Annotated in this window: 14 protein-coding genes; 10 read left to right on the top strand and 4 right to left on the bottom strand. The window is 59.2% G+C overall.

Annotated features, from left to right (window positions below; genetic code table 11):
• Nucleotides 1-125: 125 nt before the first annotated feature.
• Nucleotides 126-1,265 carry a glycerate kinase gene (locus tag ACW55A_RS19120; RefSeq protein WP_498811126.1) on the bottom strand — a complete coding sequence of 380 codons (1,140 nt, stop codon included), beginning with the start codon at nt 1,263-1,265 and terminating at the stop codon, nt 126-128.
• 112 nt (nt 1,266-1,377) lie between these two features.
• Nucleotides 1,378-2,469, bottom strand: coding sequence for a sugar diacid recognition domain-containing protein (locus tag ACW55A_RS19115; protein WP_054081068.1), 1,092 nt, complete (start codon nt 2,467-2,469; stop codon nt 1,378-1,380).
• A gap of 170 nt (nt 2,470-2,639) precedes the next feature.
• Here ACW55A_RS19115 and ACW55A_RS19110 point away from each other — a divergent pair, with 170 nt between their 5' ends.
• Nucleotides 2,640-3,791 carry an alpha/beta hydrolase gene (locus ACW55A_RS19110; RefSeq protein ID WP_498811125.1) on the top strand — a complete coding sequence of 384 codons (1,152 nt, stop codon included), beginning with the start codon at nt 2,640-2,642 and terminating at the stop codon, nt 3,789-3,791.
• Between the two features lie 333 nt (nt 3,792-4,124).
• On the opposite strand, the gene ACW55A_RS19105 is transcribed toward ACW55A_RS19110, so the two are convergent.
• Complete coding sequence (locus ACW55A_RS19105; RefSeq protein ID WP_455808652.1) at nt 4,125-4,838, bottom strand: FadR/GntR family transcriptional regulator; 714 nt, start codon at nt 4,836-4,838, stop codon at nt 4,125-4,127.
• Between the two features lie 441 nt (nt 4,839-5,279).
• On the opposite strand from ACW55A_RS19105, the gene ACW55A_RS19100 reads away from it, so the two are divergent.
• From ACW55A_RS19100 to ACW55A_RS19080, 5 genes are all read left to right on the top strand, one after another.
• Nucleotides 5,280-6,626 (top strand): MFS transporter, encoded by a 1,347-nt coding sequence (locus tag ACW55A_RS19100; RefSeq protein ID WP_498811124.1) that lies wholly within the window; start codon nt 5,280-5,282, stop codon nt 6,624-6,626.
• Nucleotides 6,627-6,689: 63 nt separating this feature from the next.
• Entirely contained in the window at nt 6,690-8,042 is a 1,353-nt protein-coding gene (gudD, locus tag ACW55A_RS19095) for a glucarate dehydratase (RefSeq protein WP_003371908.1), read from the top strand.
• Between the two features lie 152 nt (nt 8,043-8,194).
• Complete coding sequence (locus tag ACW55A_RS19090) at nt 8,195-8,848, top strand: DUF1345 domain-containing protein (protein WP_003396441.1); 654 nt, start codon at nt 8,195-8,197, stop codon at nt 8,846-8,848.
• A 42-nt stretch (nt 8,849-8,890) separates the two neighbouring features.
• Nucleotides 8,891-9,847: a D-2-hydroxyacid dehydrogenase family protein gene (locus ACW55A_RS19085; RefSeq protein ID WP_455808650.1), complete on the top strand. Its 957-nt coding sequence runs from the start codon at nt 8,891-8,893 to the stop codon at nt 9,845-9,847.
• Nucleotides 9,848-10,335: 488 nt separating this feature from the next.
• Nucleotides 10,336-11,523: a cellulase family glycosylhydrolase gene (locus ACW55A_RS19080; RefSeq protein WP_498811123.1), complete on the top strand. Its 1,188-nt coding sequence runs from the start codon at nt 10,336-10,338 to the stop codon at nt 11,521-11,523.
• Nucleotides 11,524-11,633: 110 nt separating this feature from the next.
• On the opposite strand, the gene ACW55A_RS19075 is transcribed toward ACW55A_RS19080, so the two are convergent.
• Complete coding sequence (locus ACW55A_RS19075) at nt 11,634-13,760, bottom strand: TonB-dependent siderophore receptor (protein ID WP_498811122.1); 2,127 nt, start codon at nt 13,758-13,760, stop codon at nt 11,634-11,636.
• Nucleotides 13,761-13,952: 192 nt separating this feature from the next.
• Here ACW55A_RS19075 and pncA point away from each other — a divergent pair, with 192 nt between their 5' ends.
• The 4 genes from pncA (at nt 13,953) to ACW55A_RS19055 (ending at nt 17,819) form a co-directional block, all read left to right on the top strand.
• On the top strand, nt 13,953-14,597 hold the full coding sequence (pncA, locus tag ACW55A_RS19070) for a bifunctional nicotinamidase/pyrazinamidase (RefSeq protein ID WP_455808647.1): 645 nt from the start codon (nt 13,953-13,955) through the stop codon (nt 14,595-14,597).
• A 141-nt stretch (nt 14,598-14,738) separates the two neighbouring features.
• The gene (locus ACW55A_RS19065; protein ID WP_044308795.1) at nt 14,739-15,674 is read left to right on the top strand and encodes a formate/nitrite transporter family protein; all 936 of its coding nucleotides are present in this window, start codon (nt 14,739-14,741) and stop codon (nt 15,672-15,674) included.
• Nucleotides 15,675-15,760: 86 nt separating this feature from the next.
• On the top strand, nt 15,761-16,444 hold the full coding sequence (locus ACW55A_RS19060; protein WP_003371891.1) for a response regulator transcription factor: 684 nt from the start codon (nt 15,761-15,763) through the stop codon (nt 16,442-16,444).
• Nucleotides 16,422-17,819, top strand: coding sequence for a sensor histidine kinase (locus ACW55A_RS19055; RefSeq protein WP_498811121.1), 1,398 nt, complete (start codon nt 16,422-16,424; stop codon nt 17,817-17,819). The genes ACW55A_RS19060 and ACW55A_RS19055 overlap by 23 nt, the downstream gene beginning before the upstream one ends.
• Nucleotides 17,820-18,183: the final 364 nt, after the last annotated feature.

Below are 18,183 nucleotides of genomic sequence, written 5' to 3'. Positions count from 1 at the left end.
TGTCAGACAACCGATAGCATATCGCCCCTACCAGGCAATTCTTTAGCACGGCCAGTGAATATTCGCAGGCTTAATGAAAATAACAGCCGATTGCCAGGCTGCTGCCGTTGATCACAGCGCGATCATCAACTGCCCGAAGCCATCTGCCAGAGACGCGCCACGTCACGCGCACGCTCGTGCAACAGGCGGCGGGTATCGCGGCAGGCCTGCTCAAGGCTCATCGGTCCGCTGACCAGAGCAAAGGCGGCGCCGATGCCTTGCGCATACAGCTGCTCGTAGCCTTCGCCCAAGGTTCCCGCCAGCACAATCACCGGCACTTGCCGACGCCGGGCGACTCGCGCAACGCCAAGCGGCGTCTTGCCGCGCAGGGTTTGCGCGTCGAAACGGCCTTCGCCGGTGATGACCAGATCGGCACCGATCAACGCGTGTTCCAGCCCGGTCAGGTCGGCCACCACTTCCACGCCGGCACGAAACGAGGCCTTCAGGTAGGCCTTGGCGGCAAAGCCCATGCCTCCGGCCGCACCGCTGCCAGGACTGTCGCGCAAGTCCTGGCCGAGGACCTGAGCCGTATGGTCGGCAAAACAGCCGAGCGCAGCGTCCAGCGCCATGACCTGCTCAGGCGATGCGCCTTTTTGCGGGCCGAAGATAGAAGAGGCGCCATTCGGTCCGCAGAGTGGATTATCGACGTCGGCGGCGATCTCGACGCACACGTCAGACAAGCGTGGATCGAAGCCGCTCAGATCGATACGCGCCAGGTCGGCAAGCGCAAGTCCACCCGGCGCCAGAGTCTGATCGTCGGCATCCACAAAGCGCGCGCCCAGGGCTGAAAGCATGCCACTGCCGCCGTCATTGGTTGCGCTGCCGCCGATGGCCAGGATCACCCGACGGGCTCCTGCATCCAGCGCCGCCAAGATCAGCTGACCGGTGCCTTCCGTGCTGGTCACACAGGCGTCGCGTTGTGCCAGGATCAGCAGTTGCAAGCCACTGGCCATGGCCATTTCGATGATTGCGGTCCTGCTCTCCGCCAGCCAGCCCCACTGAGCATTGACCGGGGCGCCAAGCGGACCGCTGACGCTGGCACTCATCAGTTCACCATTGCAGGCAGCCAGCAGCGCCTCGATGGTGCCCTCCCCGCCATCTGCCATCGGGCATTTGATCAGTTCGGCGTGCGGCCAGACCTCGGCCAGACCACTGGCGATCGCGTCGGCAACTGCCTGGGCGCTGAGGCTGTCCTTGAACGAGTCGGGGGCGATGACGATTTTCATTGTTGTTCTCCAGATCCGGTATCTCGCATGCTCTCACTCAAAACCGTGTTCTCCGCCTGCCGTTCGCACAATGATCTGCGGTCGTCATCGGGCGTTTGAACAAAACCCGGCTTCAGGTGTGACGGGTGATCATCTGCGCCCCCAGGTACAGGCGCAGCAGGTCATCGGTTTTGTAAGGATCGCAACCCGTCAGCTCGCCAATCTTCTCCAGCCGGTAGCGCAGGCTGTTGCGATGGATACCCAGCGCTTCAGCGCACGCTTGGCTTTCGCCGCTGTACTCGAACCATTTGCATAAGGTGTCGAGCAGTTGTGCATGCGTGTGCAGACGCTCCATCGGCTCGGCGACGTTCTCGGCCAGCCAGTCATGACGATAACGCCAGAACAGCACCGGCAGCCGATAGGCTTCAAGACGCAGCAGGCGTTGTGCCGGCCTTGCCTGGCTGGCGTAGTCGAGCAGATCCCGCGCTGCCGCGCAGGCCTGGCGCAGGGTGGGCAGATCCGCCGATTGCGCCACAGTGGCCATACGCAGCACTGGCCAGTGGTGTTCATCGAACTGCTTGAGCAGCAGCGCATCGTCACGCTCCTTGCCCGTGGCGCGGCACCAGTACAGCAAGGTGGGCTCACGCAGCACGCACCAGCTGTCGGCGTAGCGCGTGCCGAGCCATTTGGCAACCTGGCTGGCAGCCAGCCCCTGCTCGGCAAACTGCAGCAGTACCACCTGACGCGCCATGTGCGGCTGCAAACCCAGCTGTCGCGCTTCATCCACCAGGCTGTCGGGACAATCCGGCAACAGCAGGCGAGCCAGCAGGTCTTCGCTGCGCTGCGCCCGCCATTGAAGGTCAGCCTGCTGGCGGCGCTGTTCCATGAGCATCTCGGCAGTCATCTTGACCAGTTCGCCATACACCCGCACTTCGTCCGGCTCGCCGGTGATGCCGAGCACGCCTACCAGTTGATGATCGAGCATCAGCGGCAGGTTGACACCCGGCTTGACACCCCCGAGCTGTGACGCTGCCAGAGAATCGATTTCCACCACCTGCCGGTTGGCCAGCACTCGCTGCGCGCCTTCATGACGGGTACACAATCGCTCGGCATCACCGCTGCCGATGATGATGCCCAGGTAGTCCATGACATTGACGTTGTACGGCAGGATGGCCATGGCCCGGTCGACGATGTCCTGGGCCAGCGCTCGATCAAGGGCGAACATGAACGACTCCAGGCGCGTGGCGAGGCTTGCAATGCTTGGGCATATGGATACATTTTGTTGAAGTTATAGAACGCCCGAGTGTGCCTGAAAGTAGTCACGGGCGCGACGTACATGGCAGAGTGCCCGCGTCGACCTTTTGAACCCTCATATATGTGCGCACAGGCCCCCTTTTGATCAAATTCCGACTCGCCAGCCTGCTGTCGCTGTTGACCCTGCAAGCCTGCACGTCAATGGCGGAAAGCGATGAGCCGAAACAACGCTTTGAAGACTACCGTCAGCAGACCCTCGAGCTGATTCGCAACCAGCGCAACTTTCAGACCGCCGACCACCAGGCCGAGCTGGACTGGAACGCGCCACGCCAGTGGACCCCGAGCGGGGCACCCAAGGGCGGCGTGCTGCTGGTGCATGGCCTGGGGGATTCGGCGTGGTCGTTTCATGACGTTGCACAGATGCTTGCCGCTCAGGGTTATCTGGTCCGAACCGTTTTATTGCCGGGGCACGGCACCAAGCCCGAAGACATGCTCGACGTGCGCCTCGAACAGTGGCAGCGCGTGGTGCGCGAACAGGCGCAACTGCTCGCTCGTCAAGTGCCGAAGGTCTATCTGGGAGGCTTTTCGACCGGCGCCAATCTGGTCCTTGATTACGCCTATGGGCATGACGAAATCGCCGGGCTGCTCTTGTTCTCGCCGGCATTTCGCTCCAACAGCGGCTATGCCTGGCTGACCCCGTGGATCGGCTGGGCACGCCCCTGGCTCGCCGCGCCGAACCAAGGCCTGCGCCCAATGCAGACGCCGGTTCGCTACATGAACATGCCCACCAATGGTTTTGCCCAGTTCTATCGCAGCAGCGCGCTGGCCCAGGACCGCCTGCATCAGCGTCGCTATGACAAGCCGGTATTCATCGCCATCGCCGAGCACGACTCAGTACTAGACACTGATTACGTGCTGGATAATTTCAGCCAGCGCTTCAGCAATCCCGCCAGTCGCCTGATCTGGTACGGCGACCTGCCCGCCCGCGCGGCCAATACGCCGCGCGTCGAGGTGCGCAAGGACTACCTGCCGGAATACCGCATCAGCCGCTTTTCACACATGGGCCTGCTTTTTTCAGCGGACAATCCGCTTTACGGCGTATCCGGCAGCCAGCGTATCTGCTGGAACGGCCAGAGCACGCCGGACACCGCCAAGTGCATGGCAGGCGAGCCGGTATGGTATTCGGACTGGGGTTACACCGAACCGGGCAAGATCCATGCGCGCCTGACGTTCAACCCGTATTTCGAGTGGCAGACCCAAGTGATGCTCGGCGTGCTGAACGCAACACCGTAGTACGCAACCGCCTCCCTTGTATCGTCGATACCGGAGACGCCAGGCTTCTGTAGGAGCGAACCGGGCGACGCTTCGCTTGTTCGCGAAGGCGGTGTTTTGAACGCCGAATCTTCTTGGACTTTACGGGCCCTTTCGCGAACACGTTCGCTCCTGCATTTTTGCCGTACGCTCGAGCATGGAGGGCTTCTGTGGGAGCGAACTTGTTCGCGAAGGCGGTGTTTTGAACACCGAATCTTCTGCGACTGTACGGGCCTTTTCGCGAACACGTTCGCTCCTAAATTTTGCCGTACGCTCGCGCATGGGGGGCTTCTGTGGGAGCGAACTTGTTCGCATCTACTCCAGCGGAACCAGCCGCTCACGGCTGTTGCTCAGGTGTGTCCACATCGCCGCACGTGCTGCATCCGGGTCCTTGCGGCGAATGGCGCTGAGCAGTGCTTCGTGTTCGAGGTTGGCCAGATAGCCCTGATGCGCGAGGTTGTTGCCTGCGCGCTCGCTCGATGCGATGCGGCTGCGCGGAATGATCGCGCTACCCAGGTGTTGCATGATCTCCAGAAAATACGGATTGCCAGTGGCTTCGGCGATCAGCATGTGAAAGCGTTTGTCAGCCTCGACGCAGCTGTCGTCGTTGGCCAGCAGGTCCTGATAGTCGTCCAGCGCCTGACGCATGGCCGCCAGTTGCTCATCGGTGCGGCGCACAGCCGCCAGCGCCACGGCCTGGGTTTCCAGGCCGATACGCAGTTCGATGATATCGCGCACTCTGGATACCGTTTCGACTTTGAGGCGCAGTCCCGTCTGGTCACTGCGCTCGAGAACGAACGTACCGATGCCGTGATGGGTCACCACCAGCCCGGACGCCTGCAATTTGGAAATCGCTTCACGCACCACGGTGCGGCTGACGCCGTGCTCACAGACGATCTGGTTCTCGGACGGCAGCTTCTGACCCGGTGCGATCTTGCCGAGCAGGATGCGCTGGCTCAGTTCGGTGACCAGATCAGTGGCCAGGCTGTGCTGACGGCGTTTGGGCGCAGTACCGGCGGGCTCTTGCATGGTGAGTGAATCCTGACTTGTCTGGTTAAGCTGCCGTATCACGGCCGTGGCAGCGCAAATGCCGGGCTGAGTGCGTTTGAAAGCCGGATTTAATCGCCCTGCACAGTTGTCTTACTTGTATTACAAGTCATTCCCGACTGTCAAAGTTCCTGTGTCCATCCACACCGCCTACCATCAGCCACTACGTTCAAGGTCCCGAACAGGCATCAACGGATACGCACGATCTAAAACCCCAGTATTTACTGGTCATAAACTTTAAATTAACACCATCATACAGCCCCCCGCACACCTGCACATCGGCAGCCGATCATAGTTTAATAATCTTGCAGATCGTCACCGCAAGGGGATTGCACAACCACCGTTTACTTGTATGATGACCGACAATGCGAAGGACACACTTCGCACATACCCGCATAAAAACAACGAGTGGGAGATTCAACTGTGAGCACATCCAATTCCAGGATGGCCGACGGCACAGGTTCGGCTCTGAATTCAGCCGTATCGAAGGTCAAACGTCACGTCCTGCCGCTTTTCGTTATCATGTTCATCGTCAACTACATCGACCGGGTCAACATCGGCTTCGTGCGTTCGCACATGGAGCATGACCTGGGCATCGGCGCAGCAGCCTACGGCCTGGGTGCCGGACTGTTCTTCATCGGCTACGCCCTCTTCGAAGTCCCTTCCAACATCCTGCTGCAGAAAGTCGGGGCGCGTATCTGGCTGACGCGAATCATGCTCACCTGGGGCATCGTCGCCGCCTGTATGGCCTTCATCCAGAACGAAACCCACTTCTACATCCTGCGCTTTCTGCTCGGCGTGGCCGAGGCCGGCTTCTTTCCAGGCGTGATCTACTACTTCACCCGCTGGCTGCCTGGCGTCGAGCGTGGCAAGGCGATTGCCATCTTCCTCAGCGGCTCGGCCATTGCCTCGCTGATCTCGGGCCCGCTGTCCGGCCTGCTGCTGCAAATCACCGGTTTCGGCCTTAAAGGCTGGCAGTGGATGTACTTCATCGAAGGCATGTTCTCGGTCGGTCTGTGCTTCTTCGTCTGGTTCTGGCTGGACTCCAAACCGCACGATGCCAAGTGGCTGACCCGCGAAGAACAGGATGCGCTGGTCAACGCCATCGATGCCGAACAAGCTGCCCGCGAAGCCGCGACGCCGGTCAAGGCCTCCATCGGCAAGCTGCTCAAGGACGGTCAGATCATTCTGTTCTGCCTGATCTACTTTTTCATCCAGCTGACGATTTACGCAGCGACGTTCTGGCTGCCGAGCATCATCCGCAAAATGGGCAGCCTGACTGACTTCGAAGTCGGCATGTTCAACTCCATTCCGTGGCTGCTGTCGATCATCGGCATGTACGTGTTCGCCACGCTGTCCGCCAAATGGAAACGCCAGCAGGCCTGGGTAGCCATTGCCCTGCTGATTGCCGCTGCCGGGATGTTCATGTCGACCACCGGAAGCCCGATCTTCGCTTTCGTTGCCATCTGCTTTGCAGCGCTGGGTTTCAAGTCGGCTTCTTCGCTGTTCTGGCCGATCCCACAGGCCTATCTGGACGCACGGATCGCCGCAGCGGTCATCGCGCTGATCAATTCGGTGGGCAACCTCGGCGGCTTCGTAGCACCGACCACCTTCGGCCTGCTGGAAGAACACACCGGCTCGATCCAGGGCGGGCTGTATGGCCTGACAGCCACGTCGATCATTGCCGCGATCATTGTTTTCGCCGCGCGCAACACCCCCAAGCCTGGCGCGACACCGGTCGCCGCCATTCAGACGCCGGCGACCCACTGACACACATGCGCAGCCACTTTTTCATCGGTCATTTTTCAAGGCCTTACGTTTAAAGGACCCGTCATGAATATTCAGCAATCCAATATCACCAGCAAGACCCCCGTCATAACCGAGATGCAGGTCGTGCCCGTGGCGGGCCATGACGACATGCTGCTCAATCTGAGTGGCGCACATGGCCCCTACTTCACTCGCAACGTGGTCATTCTCAAGGACAATGCCGGGCATGTCGGCGTGGGCGAAGTACCTGGCGGCGAGCTGATTCGCCAGACGCTGGAAGACGCGCGATCGCTGGTCGTCGGCAGCAGCATCGGCACCTACCAGAAGATCCTCAACGAGGCACGCAAGGCGTTTGCCGATCGGGACGCCGGTGGCCGCGGCTTGCAGACATTCGACCTGCGCATTGCCATTCATGCGGTCACCGCACTGGAAGCGGCGCTCCTCGACCTGCTCGGCCAGCATCTGGAAGTACCGGTTGCCGCATTGCTGGGCGAAGGTCAGCAACGCGATCAGGTCGAAATGCTCGGTTACCTGTTTTATGTCGGCGACCAGCGCAAAACCGATCTGGCTTACCGCAGCGAACCCGAGGCCGATAATGACTGGTTCCGTATCCGCCATGAAGAAGCACTGACACCGGAGGCCGTAGTACGCCTGGCCGAGGCCGCGCATCAGCGTTACGGCTTTCAGGACTTCAAGCTCAAGGGCGGCGTGCTGAGCGGCGACCAGGAAATCGAAGCGGTGACCGCACTCGCCGAACGCTTCCCCGAGGCGCGCATTACGCTGGACCCGAACGGTGCCTGGTCGCTCAAGGAAGCGATCCGCCTGTGCCGCGATCAGCATCATGTGCTGGCCTACGCCGAAGACCCGTGTGGCGCGGAAAACGGTTATTCCGGGCGTGAAGTGATGGCCGAGTTCCGCCGTGCTACCGGCCTCAAGACAGCTACCAACATGATCGCTACCGACTGGCGGGAAATGGGCCACGCCATTCAGTTGCAGTCAGTGGATATCCCACTGGCCGACCCGCACTTCTGGACCATGCAGGGCTCGGTACGCGTGGCGCAGATGTGCAACGAGTGGGGCCTGACCTGGGGCTCGCACTCTAACAACCATTTCGATATTTCCCTGGCGATGTTCACCCACGTCGCCGCTGCAGCACCGGGCACTATCACCGCAATCGATACGCACTGGATCTGGCAGGACGGCCAGCGTCTGACCAAGGCGCCACTGCAAATCGTCGGTGGCAAGGTCGAGGTCCCGAAGAAACCGGGGCTCGGTGTCGAGCTGGATATGGACCAGTTGGCCAAGGCTCACGAACTCTATAAAGGCATGGGCCTGGGCGCGCGTAACGACGCCGTGGCCATGCAGTTTCTGATCCCGGACTGGAAATTCAATAACAAGCAGCCTTGCCTGGTGCGTTGAATCGGTCTGACACTCGCAGTTGACTCGCCGCCTGTTCACTCTCTGGCTGGCACACGGCGCGCAATCCCCTTGCGCGCCGTTTTTTTTAATCGAATTTGGCTTGCCGAAGCGGCATGCTACTGTCTGGTAATGTCCAGTAACGATTAGACCGCATGCGCCATCTCGCCCGCACCCGCCCTCGCCTCACCCTTGCCGCTCTGGTCGGCCTGACCGCAGGCATCGCCTGGTCCTGGCTCATACCTCACTCGACACTGACCCAGAGCCTGCTGACTGGCTGGGACACGGGGGTATGGCTTTATCTGATCATGATTTTCATCCGCACGCTGCGCAGCGACGCTGACGATGTTCGGCGAGTTGCGATGAGGGAAGACGAAAACGCGGGCGTCATTCTGGTTACAGTCTGCGTCGCGGCGCTGGCCAGCCTGGCCGCAATCATTTTTGAAATCGCCAACAGCAAAGGCCTTTCCAACGACGCCAAGATGCTTCACCACGCCTTCACCGGCCTGACGGTCATCGGCTCCTGGCTGATGATCGGCGTGATCTTCAGCCTGCATTACGCACGCATGTTCTACACCTGGAAAGGCAAAGAACCCGCACTGGCATTTGTGGGCGGTGAAAAGAACCCCGATTACTGGGACTTCCTGTACTTTTCGTTCACCCTCAGCGTCGCGGTGCAAACCTCCGACGTTGGCGTAGCGACGCGCGAAATGCGCAAGGTCGTGCTCGGCCAGTCGTTGATCTGTTTTGTGTTCAACACCGCGATTCTGGGTTTTTCGATCAACATCGCCGCCAGCCTGTTCAACTAGCGTTTGCCTTGAAAAACAATCCCATCAAGAGGCCTTCAGACAATGACCCTATTGAAAATAGCGGTACTCGATGACTGGCAAAACGTCGCCAGCGATGTCGTGGACTGGTCCGTACTCGACTCAGTGGGCACGGTCAGCTTTCTGCATGACTACCCTGCCGATACATCGACCATGGCGCAGCGCCTGCAAGGCTTCGACATCATTTGCGTGATGCGCGAGCGAACCCTGTTCGATGCGACGTTGCTCAGCCGGCTGCCGGCGCTGAAACTGCTGGTCACCGGCGGAATGCGTAATGCGGCGATCGATACCGCTGCGGCGAAGCGTCAGGGCATTGTCGTGTGCGGAACCGAAAGCTATAAGCATGCGGCACCGGAGCTGACCTGGGCGCTGATCATGGGCATCACCCGCAACCTGGTAGCCGAGGCCAACTCGTTACGTGCCGGCAATTGGCAGGTCGGACTGGGCAGCGACCTGCATGGCAAAACCCTGGGCATTCTCGGCCTGGGCAGTATCGGTAAGTGGATCGCCCGCTACGGACAGGCATTCGGCATGAAGGTCATTGCCTGGAGCCAGAACCTGACGCCAGAGGCGGCTGCCGAGTCAGGCGTCACCCATGTCAGCAAACAGCAACTGTTCGAGCAGGCAGATGTGCTGTCGGTGCACCTGGTGCTCAGCGATCGCAGCCGCGGTCTGGTCGACGCAGAGGCGCTGAGCTGGATGAAGCCCCAGGCTTATCTGATCAACTCGTCACGCGGCCCGATCATCGATCAGGCCGCGCTGATCGACACACTGCAACAGCGCAGAATCGCCGGTGCAGCGCTGGACGTCTTCGACATCGAACCACTGCCGGCCGACCACCCGTTCCGTACGCTGGACAACGTGCTGGCAACTCCGCACATCGGTTATGTCACCGAAAATAACTACCGGACCTTCTACGGGCAGATGATCGAAGACATTCAGGCGTGGCATGCGGGGTCGCCGATTCGGGTGTTTGGCTGACGAGTCCTGCAACATCAGGCTGTAATCTATGGATGCCAGGCTGCGTCTGGCGTCGGATTTCAGCCTCTGTAAAGAGTGGTCACGGGGCCCGCCGCAGGCCCCCACTTGCATATCAGCAACGATTAGCGCTTCGGACAAAAAAGTTCAGCACAGGATTAATCCTCCGGTTTTTGCCAACATTGAAAATTATATCTAGGCGAACCTGCTCTTCCGATGGACAATGCCCGGAATATAATTGCACCCTGAGCCCGAGTATCAATAAACAACAGAAAACAACAGAAAAATAGAAACAGTCGCACAATCGCTTCATCAAGTTTCCGACGTATTTATATGAATACTGTAATTCCATCAGCTATCGCTTGCCTTGAGATTTATTCTCCTGTTTCACCAGGCGCAATCACTTTTCGCACCGATCACTGAGACACCCGATGAATATCCGCTCAGCCAGGCTATATGACAGTCTCATGGCCGCTAACGAGAAACCTGTCATGGCCGACAGGACCGTACAGCCGGCGAGCGCTGGCGCGACTGACACAACTTCGGATGCGCAGGCGAAACTCGATACTTACACGCCCTCCGACAGGCACTCCGCTGAAGCAGCGGAAACCTCTCCGGTCTATACCAGAGCAATGTTCAAGCGAAATGCTCAAGCACTGGCGAGCGAAGCATCCCCGTCGGATACGGCGTTACTTACCAGTCAAAAAACGCGTGTCAGTCAGGATGATACCAAGGCCGTGCTCAATGACGTCGCCACTGTCAAAGACAATACGGCGCCTGCCGAGCCAGATAACAAAGTCAAAGACAAAGACAAGATTTCCGCTTCAGAGCCGGTCAAAACTGCCGAGCCCGTCTTGCGCGGGGGAGCCAACGTCAATCCTGATGATATCGCCACACCTGCCGCAGCCACGAAGATGATTCAGGACCTGAAAGCGATTGGAGGCGGAACATTGCGCTTTCAGATGACGCACGACCAGATTCAGGATAGCAGGCAGTTGGACAAGCTCAGGGCGTTGCTCAATGAAGGGGGCAAACAGGGTGTAAAAGTTCAGTTCACGTTCCGCGACGATGCAAACCAGGGTAGCGGAAACGTGCTGACGGGAGACAAGTTGAAGCAGGCCTCGGCCGACATCAGTACCATTGTCAAAAGGTTTGGCAGTCGCACAGGCTTTGTGCTGGATACCTTCCATCAGGGCGGTAAAAGCGCAAGTCAGGAATGGGCCGACATGCAGACCACGTTAATTAAATCTGCGCGCGATGCCGGTTATAAAGGAAGTATTGTTGTCGAGGACAGCAATTGGGGGGGTGGCCTGACCGCAGGTCCGCAAAGCGGCCTGGTCAAGTTTGCGGTTCAATTAAAGGCTGCCAATGGCGACGACAACCCTGCACTGATTGGCAGTTTTCATGTGTATGCCAGGGAAAGCGAAGCCTCTACGCGACTCGCCAACCAGATCAAGGCAATGAAAGAGGCTGGCTACAAATTCCAGATTGGCGAAGTGGGTAATGCCAATCTGACAGCAGCCAATACCTTCCAGCAAAAGGACGCCGCCACTAATGCCCTGCGGGATAATATGAGCGCTCTCAAAGCAGCCGGAGCGGACATTTTACCCGGCAAGGAACAGTTCCAGGGGGGCAAACTTCGCCACCGTGCAGGCTTTTCAACGGCCGATCAGTACTGATGATGCACGGCTGCGTGTGCACAAGGGCCAGTGCCCATGACACACGCTGCTGAACCTGCCCCTGAAAGGATCAGGCTTGCGCTATCAGAACCCGATATCGGCACATGGCATCACAACGTATAGGCAATCCCCACCTGCACCGTCCGTGGTGCCCCCGGATAGGCATAGACGTTGCCGAACGAGCCTTCCTCATAGTCGGTGTTAAACAGATTCTTCAGGTCCAGATTGAGTTTCACGTGCGGGTTGACCTTGTAATAGGCCAGCAGGTCAAACACCGTATAGCTGTCCATCGAGAAAGAAGTGTTGGCTGTACGCCCGGCGCGCTGGTCGACATAGCGACCGCCGCCGCCCAGGCCCAGGCCACGCAGGGCGCCGTCCTGAAACTCGTAGACGTTGAGCAGGCTGAAGGTTTGCTCGGGAATGTTCATCAGCCGTGTACCGGACCATAGCGTGTTGTCCTTGGTGACTTCGGCGTCCACGTAGGCGTAACTGCCCATTACCCGCCACTCCGGCGTCAGGTTGCCGACTACGTTAAGGTCCAGGCCGCGACTGCGCACCTCGCCCGCCGCCACACTGAACGTTGAATCGACCGGGTCAGTGGTCAGCACGTTACGCTTTTCGATCTGATAGACGGCCGTGTCGACACTCAACTGCCCGTCCAGCCCCTCCCACTTGGTTCCGATCTCATAGGATTTGCCCTCCTCCGGCTTGAACCCCCCACCCAGTCGGCTGGCACCGCTGTTGGGCTTGAACGAGCGAGCAGTCGTGGCGTAGACGGCAAGGTCGTCGGTCAGGTCGTAGCTCAGGCCGAGGCGCGGTGTGACCGCGTTATCGCTGGCAGTCCAACTGCTGGTGCCGGGCAGAAAAGAATCATAATCATGTTCGAAACGCTCCAGACGCACACCGCCCAGCAGCTTCAGGCGCTCGGTCAGGGCCACCTGGTCCTGCACGAAGGCAGCCCAGGTCTTGAGGTTTTCCTTGTCGTGGGTTGTCGTTCGGGTCAGTGCCGGACGAGCCTGGCCGTAGACCGGATTGAAGATGTCGATCGGGTAGGCACTGACTGCACCGCTGGAGCGTTGAATGATCGACTTGTAGTCATAATCTTCGTACTCGACACCGGTCAGCAGCGTGTGCTCGAAACCGCCCGCAGAAAAATGCCCGGTCAGGTTCAGTTGCACATCGCGATCGGTCCATTCCAGCTTGCGATAGTTGAAGTTGCGCCCGAGGGTGCGGCCGTCCGCCGCCAGCCCGTTGGCCTCGATGGCATCGCCTTGCAGGGAGCCGTCAAGGATCTGCACACCGCCGCCCAGCGTCCAGTCCGGGTTGAGGTCATGCTCGAAGCGCAGTTGTGCCATGTTGTTGTCGTTATGCAGCTTGCCCACACTCTTCTCGCCGAAGAACGTGTCGCGGGAAGCCGTGCCCGTCTGGTTGGCATACCGCGTCAGGCCACGATCCAGCGGCGCGTTATTGCGCATGAAGTCGCCTTCGAAGGTGATCCGCGTAACGTCGTTGACCTGCCAGCTCAATACCGGCGCCACGCCATAGCGCTCGGTCTCGACGTGGTCACGGAACGTATCGCCGCCCTCGCCCACGACATTCAGGCGGTAGGCAAAACGCCCTTCGTCATCCACGGGTCCTGAGGCATCCAGCGTTCCGCGCTTCATGCCCTGATCATTGAGCTGACTGCCCAGCGTGACGGAGGGCTCGGCCAACGGCTGCTTGGAAACCACATTGAAGGTGCCGCCCGGATCGCCACGGCCATAGAGCGTGGTGGCCGGACCGCGCAGCACCTCAAGGCGCTCGATGGTGTTGGCGTCCGGCATGTTCGGATAACCACGATTGATCGGGAAGCCGTTGCGATAGAACTCGCCGGTGGTGAAGCCGCGCACCGTAAAGGTGGTCAGCCCCTGGCCGCCGAAGTTGTTGGCTCGCCCGACGCCACCCGCGTAGTCGAGGGCATCCTGCAAACGTGTGGAACCGATGTCCTCGACCGCTTCACGGGTCACCACGCTGACCGATTGCGGGGTTTCGTGCAGCGAGGTATCGGTACGCGTTGCACTGGCAGACCGTGTGGCCCGATAACCATCGACCGGTCCTTGTGCCGTTTCGGCATTGGCGGCGCCCTGGATATCGATATTCTGCAACTCCATGGCAGGCTGGACGCCAGCCACCTGATCGGCCCAGGCCGCTTGAGAGATCGCCTGGATAACGCAAAGTGAAACGAGAGTACGACGCATCGACGTGCAGCCCTTGGCAAGAAACCAGGCCTCTTGGGACCCGGCAGGATTTTTTTGCGAATAGTACAGATTCGTATTAACACCTGATACAAATTCCCAAAAAATACTCTTGCACAGGCCAGACATGACGCTTAGCCAATGTGGCGATAAACAGGCAAACTGCGCTCATTGCTCCTTACCAGAGAATTCACCATGCCCCTTTCCCACAAGCCTGCCGATCCTCGTTGCGCCTTGCTGGTGATCGACATGCAATACGACTTCATGCCCGGCGGGCAACTGGCTGTGGCTGAAGGCGATGCGCTGCTGCCGCTGATCAATCGCCTGGGTGCGCGCTTTTCCCAAGTGGTCATCACGCAGGACTGGCACCCTGCCGGGCACATTTCCTTTGCTTCCAGCCATGCGCAGCGCCTGCCGTTCGAGAGCATTACCCTGCCCTACGGTCCGCAGACGCTGTGGCCGGATCATTGCGTACAAGGCAGCCACGGTGCTCAGTTGCATGCCGACCTCGATCTGCCTCACGCGCAACTGGTCCTGCGTAAGGGCTGCAATGCGCACATCGACAGTTACTCGGCATTTCTGGAGGCAGACCGCACGACCCGTACAGGGCTGGCCGGGTACCTGACAGAGCGCGGTATCGATACGCTGTTCGTGGTCGGTCTGGCGCTGGACTTCTGTGTCGCCTGGTCGGCGCAGGATGCACGCAGTGCCGGTTTCAATACTTTTGTGGTCGAAGATGCCTGTCGCGCCATCGACATGAACGGCTCGCTGGAGCAGGCCTGGAAGACCATGCTCGGCGTGGGTATCGAACGCGTGCAGAGCGCCGATCTGCTGGGCTAGACCGACACATTCTGCCGACTGGCTCAAACATTTCTCGATACGCCCCGCCGCTGGCGAACGACAGCGCGCGGCGCCTGTCTGAACCATCGGCCCGACATTGCCCCGGTCGGGCCATTTCATCACTGGCGCTGAGGACGTTGTATGGATCACGAAGTAGATGGCAAGACCCCCGGCCTTTCCGCCGAGGAAGAGCGCGAGATCGATGAGAATCAGCCGCCCCGCGCGGCAGTGTTGCACGAAACCATTCGCATGCAGGGCGACCACGAACTGGAGCGCAGCGTAGCCGCGCTGTGGTGGTCGGCACTGGCTGCGGGGCTGACCATGGGCCTGTCGCTGATGGCGATGGGTTTGTTGAACTCGCGCCTCGAAGGCATCCCCGGTAGTCATGTGATCAGCAGCCTCGGCTATTCGGCAGGGTTTCTGGCGGTAATCCTGGCGCGCCAGCAACTGTTCACGGAAAACACCATCACGGCTGTACTGCCGGTCATGAGCAAGCTGAACCTGGCCAACATCTGGCGGCTGCTGCGCCTGTGGGGTGTGGTTCTGACCGGCAATCTGGTCGGCACGCTGACGGTGGCCTACGTCATGCTCAACCTGCCGATTTTCGATACCAGCACCGACAAGGCGTTTCTGGAAATTGGCCACAAGGTCATGGAAAACGACCTGGGCCAGATGTTTTCCAAGGGCATTGTGTCGGGCTGGATGATTGCGACCATGGTCTGGATGATCGCGTCGATGGAAAACGCCAAGATAGCGATCATTGTGCTTATCACTTACCTGATGGCGCTCGGCGACTTTACGCACATCGTGGTGGGTTCGGCCGAAGTATCCTATCTTGTATTCGCGGGTGAGCTGGGCTGGAAGGATTTCTGGTTTGCTTTCGCAGGCCCCACGCTGGCGGGCAACATTATCGGTGGCAGTTTTATTTTCGCGTTGATCAGCCATGCGCAGATCCGCAGTGAAAAAGACACCACCGAGAAAATGGAGCGCGATCGCAAAAACAAGGAAGAAAAACGTCGCCTGGAGAAAGCGCAGAAGCTCAAGGAAGAGGATTCCACGGCAAAGCGAGAAATATGATCCCTATCATTAAACTTTCTTTCAGGAAACGCAGCGGATTTTAAAGGCAGAATGACTCTTTGAACGCACCTATTCAGGCAGGGACCATGACCCGAATTCTGGCAATCGAAGACGATGCCATCACTGCAAAGGAAATCGTGACCGAACTCAGCAGCCACGGGCTGGAAGTGGACTGGGTCGACAATGGCCGTGATGGTCTGGCGCGTGCAGTGAGTGGCGATTATGACCTTATTACCCTGGACCGCATGTTGCCGGAGATGGATGGTCTGACCATCGTCACCCACTTGCGTGCCCAGGGCATTTCTACGCCGATCCTGATGATCAGCGCACTCTCTGACGTTGACGAGCGCGTCCGCGGCCTGCGTGCCGGAGGGGACGACTATCTGCCAAAACCCTTTGCGTCGGATGAGATGGCCGCACGCGTCGAGGTGTTGTTGCGACGCAGCAACCCGGTCAGTGCCGCCAAGACGGTCTTGCAGGTTGCCGACCTGGAACTGAACCTGATCACCCGGGAAGCATGTCGCGGCGGCGAACCGCTGACGCTGCTGCCCACCGAATTCAAGCTGCTTGAGTTCCTGATGCGCAACAGCGGACAGATCATCACGCGAATGATGATTTTTCAGGAAGTCTGGGGCTACCACTTCGATCCGGGCACCAACCTGATCGACGTACACATCGGCCGTCTGCGTAAGAAGATCGACCAACCCGGTACCGCACAGCTCATTCAGACCGTGCGAGGATCCGGCTATGTCATTGCCGAACCCGTCTGACGGCTGGCGATCATCCACAAGTCGATTACTGGCGCTGTACAGCTCGCTGTTCGTAGCCTGGAGTGTGATTCTGCTTGGCGTCCTGTATTGGGAGGTGACGTCCTATCTGGACACCCTCGCCCGCCAGTCGCTTACCCATCGCCAGCAACTGTTTTCACGCTTCGAGGGCCAGGGCCTGGTGGACGCTCTGGCCACCAGCATGACCTTCGATACCCGCTCGGTGGATGCCTACGGTCTGTTCGACGAAAACTTCCGCCCGGTTGCAGGGCCTATCACCAGCGTCCCGAAAAACCTGCCTATCGACGGCCAGATTCATGTACTGAACGATTGCATCGAATCGGATGATCCAGGCATGCCGCAAGGCAGTTGCGATGCGATCGTCAATCGCACGTCGGACGGCCGCTGGCTGGTGCTGGTTCGCGAGAACGGTTCGCTGTTTGCGGTGAGCACGCTGATCCTGCATGCGTTGCTGTGGGGCATCTCGCTGACCATCATTCCCGGTGTTGCCGGCTGGCATCTGCTGCGCCGTCGACCGTTGCGACGCATCCGTGCGATCCAGGCCAGCGCCGAATCGATCATCGCCGGCGACATGGCCGGCCGTCTGCCGGTCTCCAACAGGCGCGATGAACTGGACATGCTGGCGGTAATCGTCAACGCCATGCTCGACCGGATCGAAAAGCTCATGAACGAGGTCAAGGGCGTCTGCGACAACATCGCCCATGACCTGCGCACACCGCTGACCCGCTTGCGTGCGCAGCTTTACCGTATTCAACAGCAGTCAGCCCACGATTCGACCCACGCCACGCAGATTGCCCAGGTCATCAGCGAAGCTGACACACTGATGGCACGTTTCCGCGGGCTGCTGCGCATTTCCGAGCTGGAAGACCGCCAGCGGCGCTCGGCATTCGTTGAACTGGAACTGCGCCCGCTGCTGCAGGAGCTGCATGATTTCTACCTGCCGCTGGCTGAGGAAGACCAGATCACCCTGATACTCGACCTGCATGAAACGTTACCCACGCTGGTAGGCGACCGCGCCCTGCTGTTCGAAGCACTGACCAACCTGCTGGGCAACGCAATCAAGTCCACCCCTGGCGGCGGAATCGTCAAAGTCAGCGCCTACCCTGCCCCAGGCGGCACCACGCCGTGCATCGAAGTACAGGATTCCGGGCCTGGCATCCCTGTCGCCGAGCGCGCCGCTGTCTTCCAGCGCTTCTATCGCAGCGAAGCCGGCACCGAGCAAAGCGGTTTTGGCCTTGGTCTCTCGGTAGTGGCCGCCATCGTCAATCTGCATGGTTTTACCCTGCAAATAGGCACCAGCGAATATGGCGGCGCAAGCTTGCTGCTGGAATGCCGCACAGTGAATACGCTGGCCTGAGATTCAGGCACTTCCCAAACCCTTGATTGCACGATCGTGCCTGCTTTTTGACGAGATTAAAGCGTCTGGCTCGAGGGTTTCAGCGATTTCGATATTAATCTGGCGCGTTATGCCAAGCGCAAAAATGTAACTGAATGTTACAAATTCGTATCCAGCTTGACCGTTTCAGCACCAGCAAGTTCACCCCAATAAATACGCTTTTCAGGTTCGATATGGCGTTTTTCCCCGATTAAATCCGTCTATTGGTCAAAGGATGATGGCCAAACGCCAAGGTGCAATGTGAACAGCTAGACATTTTTATGACGTCAGTGACTTGTCGCAATGCTGGCACTGCGTTATCTATGTCAGGGCAAGCACAGTTCCT

The sequence above is a fragment of the Plantibacter cousiniae (nom. nud.) genome (genome assembly GCF_977070315.1).
The sequence above is the reverse complement of the archived record's forward strand: the minus strand, read 5'-3'. Positions and strand labels throughout refer to the sequence as shown.

Bases quoted from the DNA above. Each gene is read 5' to 3' on its own strand.
- ACW55A_RS19120 (WP_498811126.1), bottom strand. From the start codon at position 1,265: ATGAAAATCGTCATCGCCCCCGACTCGTTCAAGGACAGCCTCAGCGCC.
- ACW55A_RS19115 (WP_054081068.1), bottom strand. From the start codon at position 2,469: ATGTTCGCCCTTGATCGAGCGCTGGCCCAGGACATCGTCGACCGGGCC.
- ACW55A_RS19105 (WP_455808652.1), bottom strand. From the start codon at position 4,838: ATGCAAGAGCCCGCCGGTACTGCGCCCAAACGCCGTCAGCACAGCCTG.
- gudD (WP_003371908.1), top strand. From the start codon at position 6,690: ATGAATATTCAGCAATCCAATATCACCAGCAAGACCCCCGTCATAACC.
- ACW55A_RS19090 (WP_003396441.1), top strand. From the start codon at position 8,195: ATGCGCCATCTCGCCCGCACCCGCCCTCGCCTCACCCTTGCCGCTCTG.
- ACW55A_RS19085 (WP_455808650.1), top strand. From the start codon at position 8,891: ATGACCCTATTGAAAATAGCGGTACTCGATGACTGGCAAAACGTCGCC.
- ACW55A_RS19080 (WP_498811123.1), top strand. From the start codon at position 10,336: ATGGCCGACAGGACCGTACAGCCGGCGAGCGCTGGCGCGACTGACACA.
- ACW55A_RS19075 (WP_498811122.1), bottom strand. From the start codon at position 13,760: ATGCGTCGTACTCTCGTTTCACTTTGCGTTATCCAGGCGATCTCTCAA.
- pncA (WP_455808647.1), top strand. From the start codon at position 13,953: ATGCCCCTTTCCCACAAGCCTGCCGATCCTCGTTGCGCCTTGCTGGTG.
- ACW55A_RS19065 (WP_044308795.1), top strand. From the start codon at position 14,739: ATGGATCACGAAGTAGATGGCAAGACCCCCGGCCTTTCCGCCGAGGAA.
- ACW55A_RS19060 (WP_003371891.1), top strand. From the start codon at position 15,761: ATGACCCGAATTCTGGCAATCGAAGACGATGCCATCACTGCAAAGGAA.
- ACW55A_RS19055 (WP_498811121.1), top strand. From the start codon at position 16,422: ATGTCATTGCCGAACCCGTCTGACGGCTGGCGATCATCCACAAGTCGA.